Raw genomic sequence first — 10,024 nt, 5'->3', positions numbered from 1 at the left:
CGCTGATCGGCTGACCGGCCACCGCCGGGCCATTCAGCCGCGCACGCAAAGTTGGGTCTTGAAGCTCTAGCCTGCATTGATTACTCTCCGTACATGAGTATGTTGCGGAGAGTAGTGCTACTCCCTGTGACGACGACCGGTGCCGCAACGCTGGTGCTGTCGCTCGCCACGGCACCCGGCGCGCACGCCGCGCCCGGCCTGGCCGCCGACGCGGCCGCGGCCAGGCCCGGCGTGGTCAGGCCGGGCGCGTGGCCCGCCCGCGGGCTGGACATCTCGTCATACCAGCACGGCAGGACGCCAATCGACTGGCGGCTGCTGGCCAGGCACGGCATCAGCTTCGTCGCGGTGAAGGTGTCCGAGGGCACCTACTACCGCAACCCGTACTACCAGTCCGACGGGCGGGGGGCCGTCACGGCCGGACTCGCGGTGATGCCGTACGTGTTCGCCAACCCGGCCAGCGCCGGCGGGGCGGCGACCGCGCGCTACGCCGTCCGCGTCACGGGCAGCCTGCGCAGGCCCGCCCAGCTGCCGCTCGTCGTCGACCTGGAGAACGACCCGTACAAGGCGGGCGCCGACTGCTACGGGCTCAACCGCAGGTCGATAATCCGCTGGATCGCCGGCTTCGTCGGCCAGGCCAGGGCACTGACGGGGAAGTGGCCGGTCATCTACACGGGGGCCATCTGGTGGCAGGAGTGCACCGGCGCCACGAGCCGGTTCCGCCGGGACCCGCTGTGGCTGGCCGCGTTCGGCGGCACCAGGCCGGCCGTGCCGTCCACGTGGCGGCACTGGACGTTCTGGCAGTACAACGACGCCGGCCGCCTGCCCGGGATCGGGCCGTCCGACCTGGACTACTACCAGCCGACCGGCGACCTGCCCGCGCTGCGCCCGCTGCCGTGGCGCACGTCCGGGGCACGCCCGGCCTCCCGGGCCCGGATCCTGGCGGCCAGGCGGTCAGGAACGCGGCCGGGAACGAGGGTCAGGCACCTCGTGAGACACCGAGGGCGCCCCTGACCCTTTGTGAGTCAGGAGCGCCCTCGTTAAGCCGCCAGGCCGCGCCTAGCGCTTGCCAGGCACCGCCGGGGTCCCCTTGGACTTCGGCCGCATGGAGATCTTCGAGCCGAGCCAGACCAGCGGGTCGTACTTCCGCCCGGCGATGCGCTCCTTCATCGGGATGAGCGCGTTGTCGGTGATCTTGATGTGCTCGGGGCAGACCTCGGTGCAGCACTTGGTGATGTTGCAGAACCCGAGCCCGTGCTCCTCCTGGGCCTCGCGCTTGCGCTGCCGGGTGTCCAGCGGGTGCATGTCCAGTTCGGCGATCCGCATCAGGAACCGCGGACCGGCGAAGCGCTCCTTGTTCTCCTCGTGGTCGCGCACCACGTGGCAGGTGTTCTGGCACAGGTAGCACTCGATGCACTTGCGGAACTCCTGCGAGCGCTCGACGTCCACCTGGGCCATCCGGTACTCGCCCGGCTTCAGGTCGGCGGGAGGCTCGAAGGACGGGATCTCCCGCGCCTTCTGGTAGTTGAAGGAGACGTCCGTGACCAGGTCGCGGATCACCGGGAAGGTGCGCAGCGGGGTCACCACGACCGTCTCGTCCTCGGCGAACGTGGACATCCGGGTCATGCACATCAGCCGCGGCATGCCGTTGACCTCCGCGGAGCAGGACCCGCACTTGCCCGCCTTGCAGTTCCACCGCACCGCCAGGTCCGGCGCCTGCGTGGCCTGCAGCCGGTGGATGATGTCGAGCACCACCTCGCCGTCGTTGACCTCGACCGTGAAGTCGTGCAGGCCGCCGTCGGTGTCGTCGCCGCGCCAGACCTTGAACTTCGCCTTGTACGTCATGACGCGCTCTCCTGGCTCTGCTCCGGCAGATCGGCCAACTCTTCCTCGGTGAGGTACTTCTTCAGCTCGGACTTCTCGAACAGGGCCAGCAGGTCGGCGCGGATCTCCGGCAGCGGCTGGTGCTTGATCGCGACCGAGCCATCTGCGCCGAGCGAGCAGATCAGGTTCTTGCGGCGCCACTCGGCGGACATCGCGGGGTAGTCGTCCCGGGTGTGGCCACCGCGCGACTCCTGCCGCTCGAGCGCCGCCCGCGCCACGCACTCGGACACCAGCAGCATGTTGCGCAGGTCCATCGCCAGGTGCCAGCCCGGGTTGAATGCCCGGCCGCCGGCCGCGGCGACCTTGTCCCGGCGCGGCTTGAACTCGGCGAGCGCGCCCAGGGCCTGCTGCATCTCCTCCTGCTTGCGGATGATGCCGACCAGGTCGTTCATCGTCTGCTGGAGCTCGGAGTGCAGAGTGTAAGGGTTCTCCCCGGCGGCGTTGTCGAACGGCGCGAGCGCCTCGGCTTCGGCCGCCTCGACGTCCTTCGGGTCGACCTCGGGGCGCGCGTCGAGGGAGTCCACGTACTCGGCGGCGCCCAGCCCGGCCCGCCGCCCGAAGACGAGCAGGTCCGACAGGGAGTTGCCGCCGAGCCGGTTCGAGCCGTGCATCCCGCCGGCCACCTCGCCCGCGGCGAACAGGCCTGGGACGACCGACGCCTCGGTGTCCGGGTCGACCTCGACCCCGCCCATCACGTAGTGGCAGGTCGGACCGATCTCCATCGGCTCCGCGGTGATGTCGACGTCCGCCAGCTCCTTGAACTGGTGGTACATCGACGGCAGCCGCTTGAGGATCTCCTCCTTGGAGCGGCGGCTGGCGATGTCCAGGAAGACCCCGCCGTGCTCGGTGCCGCGTCCGGCCTTGACCTCGGCGTTGATCGAGCGGGCCACCTCGTCGCGGGGCAGCAGCTCCGGCGGGCGCCGGTTGTTGTCCGGGTCGGTGTACCAGCGGTCCGCCTCTTCCTCAGTCTCCGCGTACTGGGCGCGGAAGACGTCGGGGACGTAGTCGAACATGAACCGCTTGCCCTCGGAGTTGCGCAGCACGCCGCCGTCGCCGCGGACCGACTCGGTGACCAGGATTCCCTTGACCGAGGGCGGCCAGACCATGCCGGTCGGGTGGAACTGCACGAACTCCATGTTGACCAGCGTCGCCCCGGCCAGCAGGGCGAGCGCGTGGCCGTCGCCGGTGTACTCCCAGGAGTTGGAGGTCACCTTGAACGACTTGCCGATGCCGCCGGTGGCCAGCACCACGGCCGGCGCCTTGAACAGCACGAACCCGCCGTCCTCGCGCCGGTAGCCGAACGCGCCGGCGATCCGGTCGCCGTCCTTGAGCAGGCGGGTGACGGTGTACTCGGCGAAGACCTTGACGCGGGCCTCGGCGTCGCCGTGCTCCTTCGCGTCCTTCTGCTGGTACGAGACGACCGCCTGCTGCAGGGTCCTGATCAACTCGAGACCGGTGCGGTCGCCGACGTGCGCCAGCCGCGGGTACTCGTGGCCGCCGAAGTTGCGCTGGGAGATCTTGCCGTCCTTGGTGCGGTCGAACAGCGCACCCCAGGTCTCCAGCTCCCAGACCCGGTCCGGCGCCTCCTTGGCGTGCAGCTCGGCCATCCGGAAGTGGTTGAGGAACTTGCCGCCGCGCATCGTGTCGCGGAAGTGGACCTGCCAGTTGTCCTTCGGGTTCATGTTGCCCATGGCCGCGGCGGCGCCGCCTTCGGCCATGACCGTGTGGGCCTTGCCGAACAGGGACTTGCAGATGATCGCGACCCGCTTGCCCTGCGCCCGGGCCTCGATCGCGGCGCGCAGTCCAGCGCCGCCCGCACCGATGACGACGACGTCGTATTCGTACGTGTCCATGCTGCACTGTCCCTTAGAAGAAGCGGGGGTCGGAGAACACGTTCGCGGCGACCAGCCAGACGTACAGGTCGGTCAGCGCGACGCCGAACAGGGAGACCCACGCGAGCTGCATGTGCCGGGCGTTGAGCTTGGAGACCAGCTGCCAGGCCTTGTACCGCATCGGGTGCTTGGAGAAGTGCTTGAGCTTGCCGCCCATGATATGGCGGCAGGAGTGGCACGAGGCCGTGTACGCCCACAGCAGCCCCGCGTTCGCCAGCAGCACCAGCGTGCCCAGGCCCATGTGGCCCCACGCCCCGGCCGCGTTCCGGAATCCGAGGATCGCGTCCCACGTCAGGATGATGTTGAAGAGCGAGGCGAGGGCGAAGAAGTAGCGGTGCGAGTTCTGGAAGATCAGCGGGAAGCGGGTCTCGCCGGTGTACTTCGCGTGCGGCTCGGCGACCGCGCACGCGGTCGGCGACTGCCAGAAGGCGCGGTAGTACGCCTTCCGGTAGTAGTAGCACGTCATCCGGAAGCCCAGCGGGACGATCAGGATCAGCAGCGCCGGGGACAGACCCCACCAGGGCCCGATGAAGTGGACCTCGCCCGCGCCCGGCATCGGCACGCAGTTGTTCGAGATGCACGGCGAGTAGAACGGCGAGATGTAGGGCGACGCGTAGTAATAATCGTTCTGGAATGCCCGGAAGGTGGCGTACGCGATGAACGCGAGGAAGACCACGAAGGTGATCAGCGGCGCGACCCAGTAGCGATCGGTGCGCAGGGTCGGCTGCGGAATCTTGGCCCTTCCGGGCGACAAGGTACCGGTGCTCATTCTGGACAAGCTCCTGCTGCGATGGAGGAGCCGGGCGGCTGTCGTCGTCGGCGAGAAGGCACTCTAGTCCAGCGCGCCCCCCAGCCACGTCGGCTCATCACTCCGAGTGACTATCGTGACCAACATCACAATGTGATGAGGAACTAGAGCGCCGCTAGATCCCGCAGCTCAGCGGCTGGATGTCCCGGCCCGGTCGGTGCGGTCATCGAGGCCGTGCCCTGCCCCGTACCATAGAGGGTGCATCTCCTCTACGGGTACCCCGGGCAACGGCGCCCGTCCGCGCGATCGAGCGCACACCCTCCCCGAACGATCCAGGAAAGCGACGCTACCGGCATGCCTACGCGTAACGACATCCGCAACGTGGCGATCGTGGCCCACGTCGACCACGGCAAGACCACGCTGGTGGACGCGATGCTGTGGCAGGCCGGCGCGTTCCGGTCCAACCAGCACGTGGACGAGCGCGTGATGGACTCCAACGACCTGGAGCGGGAAAAGGGCATCACGATCCTGGCGAAGAACACCGCGGTGCACTACAAGTCGCCGGCGGACGGCTCCGACACCGTCATCAACATCATCGACACCCCCGGCCACGCCGACTTCGGCGGCGAGGTCGAGCGCGGGCTGTCCATGGTGGACGGCGTGGTGCTCCTGGTCGACGCCTCCGAGGGCCCGCTGCCGCAGACCCGGTTCGTGCTGCGCAAGGCGTTGTCCGCGAAGCTGCCGGTGATCCTGGTGATCAACAAGACGGACCGGCCGGACGCCCGGATCGCCGAGGTGGTGGACGAGACCTACGAGCTCTTCCTCGACCTGGACGCGACCGAGGACCAGATCGAGTTCCCGATCGTCTACGCCTGCGCGCGCGACGGAAAGGCCTCGCTCGAGCGCCCCGACAACGGCACCGTCCCGGCCAGCCCGGACCTGCAGCCGCTGTTCAAGACGATCCTGGGGACCATCCCGGCGCCGGTCTACGACGAGGGCGCGCCGCTGCAGGCGCACGTGACCAACCTCGACGCCTCCAACTTCCTCGGCCGCATCGCACTGTGCCGGGTGCACCAGGGGACCATCCGCAAAGGGCAGCAGGTGGCCTGGATCAAGCGGGACGGCGAGACCGAGCGGGTCAAGATCACCGAGCTGCTGATGACCGAGGCGCTGGAGCGCAAGCCGGCCGAGGCGGCCGGCCCCGGCGACATCATCGCGATCGCCGGGATCCCGGACATCATGATCGGCGAGACCCTCGCCGACGCCGACGATCCGCGCCCGCTGCCGCTGATCACCGTGGACGAGCCGGCCATCTCGATGACGATCGGCACCAACACCTCCCCGCTGGTCGGCCGGGTCAAGGGGGCGAAGGTCACCGCGCGGATGGTGAAGGACCGGCTGGACCGGGAGCTGGTCGGCAACGTGTCGATCAGGGTGCTGCCGACCGAGCGGCCGGACACCTGGGAGGTGCAGGGCCGCGGCGAACTGGCGCTGGCGATCCTGGTGGAGATGATGCGCCGGGAGCAGTACGAGCTGACCGTCGGCAAGCCGCAGGTGGTCACCCGGACGATCGACGACAAGCTGCACGAGCCGGTGGAGCGGCTCACCATCGACGCGCCCGAGGAGTATCTGGGCACGATCACGCAGCTGCTGGCGATCCGCAAGGGCCGGATGGAGACGATGACGAACCACGGCACCGGCTGGATCCGGATGGAGTTCCTGGTCCCGTCGCGCGGCCTGATCGGGTTCCGCACCGAGTTCCTGACCGAGACCCGCGGCACCGGGATCGCCAACCACACCTTCGAGGGGTACGAGCCCTGGTTCGGCGAGCTGCGCACCCGGGCCTCCGGCTCGCTGGTGTCCGACCGGGCCGGCGTGGTCACCCCGTTCGCCATGACGAACCTGCAGGAGCGCGGCTCGCTGTTCGTCGAGCCGACCACCGAGGTGTACGAGGGCATGATCGTCGGGGAGAACTCGCGCACCGACGACATGGACGTGAACATCACCAAGGAGAAGAAGCTCACGAACATGCGCTCGTCCAACGCGGACGAGACCGAGAAGATCGTGCCGCCGCGCAAGCTCTCCCTCGAGCAGTGTCTGGAGTTCTGCCGCGAGGACGAGTGCGTGGAGGTCACCCCGACCTCGGTGCGCATCCGCAAGGTGGTGCTCTCCGCGCAGGAGCGCGCGCGGGCGGCCGCTCGCAGGGCGCGTAGCTAACGCGGTCCTAGACACGAACGCGGGCGGCCGTAGCCGCCCGCGTTTTTGTGCATGGGTCTGTACCTACGGTGTTGGGGCTTGACCTGTCCAGTTCGCGTCTATGCTGCCGGCGCGGAACGGTTGGACGGACAGCGTGCCCTTCTGACACACCGTCACCGGGCCGCCGCCGATCTGCGCGGTCAGCTGGCTGGTCTCATCCGGCGGGGTGATCAGCAGACCGTAGGACTGGGGTTCGCAGCTGCCGGTGGTCGGCTCGCCGGGGCCCGGCATGTCGAAGTCGAAGCTGACCGGGGCCGCCGCCGTACGGCCGTTCAGCAGGACGACCGTCGCCGGCGTCACGCTGTGGTCGCGGGTCACCGTGGTGGCCTGGCCGGCGCCGTTCTGGTCCTGGAGCATCATCCCCGGGTAGCCGAAGATCGTGCAGGTGTGACCCGAGTTGTTCGTCAGGTTCACGCCCATCAGTTCGTGACCGGCTCCGGCCGAGCCGGCGACCAGTACCACGGTGGGGGAGAGGTCCGCGGTGTGACAGCGCGGCACCCCGGTCGCGGACGGCGAGGCGCTGCTCGGCGATCCGCTGCTCGGCGCCGGAAGGGCGCCGCCGTTGGTCTGACTGGGCGCCGGCGAGATGGTGCTGCCGTTCGTGGACGTGTTCTGCTTGGCGCTCGAGCCGCTGGCGCAGCCCGCGAAGATGCCGCCGGCCAGCGCGCCGGCGGTCAGTACGCCGCCGATCATCCACTCGTACTTGCGCTGCATGGTGGCACCTCTCACCCAACCGGCCGGCGCGGCAGCCATGGCGTGTTCTGATACAGCGTCGTCTTCTTCTGATACAGCGTCTTCCGCTGCGGAGTGTCCCGATAACGCGACAGCCCCCGACAGCGCGCTGCCCCCGCAGCCCGCCGCCTGCACGGCGTCCCCGGTGGCGCGAAACCCTAGCAGCACGCCCCCGGACGCGAGGGCCAGTCCGAGCACGGACGCCGTGGCGGCCATCATGATCTTGCGTTGGCGCCGGCGGCGGGCCCGCATGACCACCCGCTCGAAGCTGTACGGCCGGGCGATCATCGGGGCGACCGGGCCGATCAGGCCGCGCAGCCGCCGGTCCATGGCGCCCTCCTGGCCGTCCATGGTCTCGCCCAGCACGTCCTCGTGCTCGTCGAAGTCGCCCCCGAAGGGGTCGTGCCTGCTCATCGGACACCGTCCAGCGCCTGGCGCAGCACCGAGCGCGCTTGGAACAGATCGCTCTTCACGGTGCCTGCCGGCCTATTGGTCAGGCGGGCCACATCGCTCAGAGGAAGACCCGCGTAGTAGTACAGGAGCACGGTCACGCGCAGCCGCTCCGGGAGTGACTCCACCAGGGTGCGCAGATCCGTCCGGTACGCGCCGTCGCTCGAGGCCAGCTTCTCGCTCATCTTCGTCAGCCGAAACGCCTCGCGCTCGCGCTTGGTCTTGCGCCAGTGGTCGCGCACCAGATTCGCCGCGATCACGTACAGATACCCCACCGGATCGTCCACCTTGCGCAGCTTGCCCAGCAGCCGGGTGAACGCCTCCATCGCGACCTCGTGCGCCGTGTCGTCATCGTCCAGCAGCTTGCGGCACCAGCCGGCCAGCCGCCCGTAATGCGCGGCGAAAAGCTCCGCGGCCAGCGCGTCGCTGTCCAAGCGCCGCGATTCCGTCACTGGTTCGGGCACGTCCCGCTCCGTCAGCGCCTGCTCGTCCAGGACCGGCCAGTTGTCAGCCGTGTCGCTCATCGCGCCCCCGACCGACAATACGGTCATCGGACGGCTCCTGCCGCCCGCGTGGCCGCGCACGCGCGTGTACTCGACCGACCCATATTCGTCCGTCCTGGAGGAATGATGCCCGACCGCGGGCTTTTCTTCCTCTCTCCGGACGTCTCGCCCAAATCCTGGTTGTCACGATTCGGCAACGTTCATCGCGCGTGCCATGCTCATAGGGGCTGCCACGTTCATCTCGCCTGCCACGTTCATCTCGGCGCCGGGAGCGCGAGCGCCCGGCGCAGGAAGTCGACTTGGAGCAGCAGCAGGTTCTCGGCGACCACGTCCTGCGGGGTCATGTGCGTCACGCCGCTCAGCGGCAGCACCTCGTGGGGCCGTCCTGCGGCGAGGAGCGCCGAGGAGAGCCGCAGCGTGTGCGCGGCGACCACGTTGTCGTCGGCGAGCCCGTGGATGATCATCATCGGCCGGCGCGGTTCGGCCCACGCCCACGCCCCGGGTCCCGCCTCCGGGAACAGCGAGTTCGCGTTGTACACCTCGGGCACGTCGCTCGGATGGCCCAGATATCGCTCTGTGTAGCCGGTGTCGTAGAGGCGCCAGTCGGTCACCGGCGCGCCGACCACCGCGGCGTGGAACACATCCGGCCGCTTCAGGACGGCCAGCGCGGAGAGGTACCCGCCATAGGACCATCCGCGGATCGCGACCCGGCCGAGGTCGAGGTCCGGGAACTGCTCGGCGGCCGCGGAGAGCGCGTCGATCTGGTCCTCCAGCGTGGCCCCGGCGAAGTCGTGCCGCACGGCCCGGTCCCAGATCGGCCCGCGGCCCGGAGTCCCGCGCCCGTCCGCGATGAGTACGGCGAAGCCCTGGTCGGCGAGCCACTGCGCGGACAGGTACGCGTTGTGCGAGCCGACGACCATCTGGCCGTGCGGCCCTCCGTACGGGTCGAGCAGGACCGGCAGCTTCGCGGAGCCGGGAACATAGCCGGTCGGCAGCAGTAGGGCAGCCCGCAGTGCCTTATCACCCAGGACCAGTTCGCGCGGACGCGCCGTGATCACCGGCGTCTCGGAGACGGAGGCGATCTCGCCGATCTGCTTCAGTCCGTCCAGCGCCACGATCGTCGCGCGGCGGTTCGGCTGATCGATCACCGCGGCGACGATGACGGCGAGCCTGCCCGCCAGGACGGTCGCGTTGACCCCGTCGACCGTGCTGACGGTCTCCACCTCTGCCGGCTCGGTGCCAGATTGTCCGGCGTCAGATTGTCCGGCGCCGGATTGCCCAGTGAGGGAGACCCGCACGGTGTGGATCCTGGTCGGGTCCTCAAAGGAGGCGGACACGTACGCGTATTCGGCATCGAGGCCGAGCAGCGCGCGTACCTGGAGGCCGTCCGGGGTGACCGCCCGATCGTCGATCAGCAGCCGGTAGGCGCCGTCCCGCGCCGCGATCCTGGCCAGTGTGCCCGAGGGCGACCACACCGGGGCGCCGGGGAGGAACTCGTACCAGGCGTCGTCCGTCTCCTCGGCCAGCACGCGTGTCGAGCCGTCCGGCTGCACCGCGAGCAC

General features: G+C 69.3%; 8 protein-coding genes. 2 read left to right on the top strand and 6 right to left on the bottom strand.

Translation table 11 applies throughout. The features are described from left to right. Window positions 1-126: 126 nt before the first annotated feature. Window positions 127-1,011 (top strand): GH25 family lysozyme, encoded by an 885-nt coding sequence (locus VGZ32_RS00880; RefSeq protein ID WP_326883805.1) that lies wholly within the window; start codon window positions 127-129, stop codon window positions 1,009-1,011. Window positions 1,012-1,056: 45 nt separating this feature from the next. Here the strand turns inward: VGZ32_RS00880 and VGZ32_RS00875 are convergent, their stop codons facing one another. Genes VGZ32_RS00875 through VGZ32_RS00865 form a run of 3 tightly spaced genes read right to left on the bottom strand, consistent with a single transcriptional unit; the run spans window position 1,057 to window position 4,542 of the window. Beyond that, window positions 1,057-1,842, bottom strand: a complete 786-nt coding sequence (locus tag VGZ32_RS00875) for a succinate dehydrogenase/fumarate reductase iron-sulfur subunit (RefSeq protein WP_326883804.1) — start codon at window positions 1,840-1,842, stop codon at window positions 1,057-1,059. Further along, window positions 1,839-3,734: a fumarate reductase/succinate dehydrogenase flavoprotein subunit gene (locus tag VGZ32_RS00870; protein WP_326883803.1), complete on the bottom strand. Its 1,896-nt coding sequence runs from the start codon at window positions 3,732-3,734 to the stop codon at window positions 1,839-1,841. Before VGZ32_RS00870 ends, VGZ32_RS00875 begins: the two co-directional genes overlap by 4 nt. Before the next feature lie 13 nt (window positions 3,735-3,747). Then, a complete protein-coding gene (locus VGZ32_RS00865; RefSeq protein ID WP_326883802.1) occupies window positions 3,748-4,542 on the bottom strand; it encodes a hypothetical protein in 795 nt (264 codons plus the stop codon). Between the two features lie 333 nt (window positions 4,543-4,875). Between VGZ32_RS00865 and typA the strand changes: the two genes are divergently transcribed. Continuing rightward, window positions 4,876-6,738, top strand: coding sequence for a translational GTPase TypA (gene typA / locus VGZ32_RS00860; RefSeq protein WP_326883801.1), 1,863 nt, complete (start codon window positions 4,876-4,878; stop codon window positions 6,736-6,738). A 63-nt stretch (window positions 6,739-6,801) separates the two neighbouring features. Here the strand turns inward: typA and VGZ32_RS00855 are convergent, their stop codons facing one another. The 3 genes from VGZ32_RS00855 to VGZ32_RS00845 form a co-directional block, all read right to left on the bottom strand. After that, window positions 6,802-7,923 carry a DUF4232 domain-containing protein gene (locus VGZ32_RS00855; RefSeq protein WP_326883800.1) on the bottom strand — a complete coding sequence of 374 codons (1,122 nt, stop codon included), beginning with the start codon at window positions 7,921-7,923 and terminating at the stop codon, window positions 6,802-6,804. Continuing rightward, window positions 7,920-8,510, bottom strand: coding sequence for a sigma-70 family RNA polymerase sigma factor (locus VGZ32_RS00850; protein ID WP_326883799.1), 591 nt, complete (start codon window positions 8,508-8,510; stop codon window positions 7,920-7,922). Before VGZ32_RS00850 ends, VGZ32_RS00855 begins: the two co-directional genes overlap by 4 nt. 206 nt (window positions 8,511-8,716) lie before the next feature. Then, a partial coding sequence (locus VGZ32_RS00845; protein WP_326883798.1) for a S9 family peptidase occupies window positions 8,717-10,024 on the bottom strand: 1,308 nt, incomplete at its 5' end.

The organism is Actinocrinis sp. (assembly GCF_035938995.1).
Taxonomy (GTDB): Bacteria; Actinomycetota; Actinomycetes; order Streptomycetales; family Catenulisporaceae; genus DASZGI01.
Note: the sequence above shows the minus strand (reverse complement) of the source record. Positions and strands in the feature narration are given on the sequence as shown.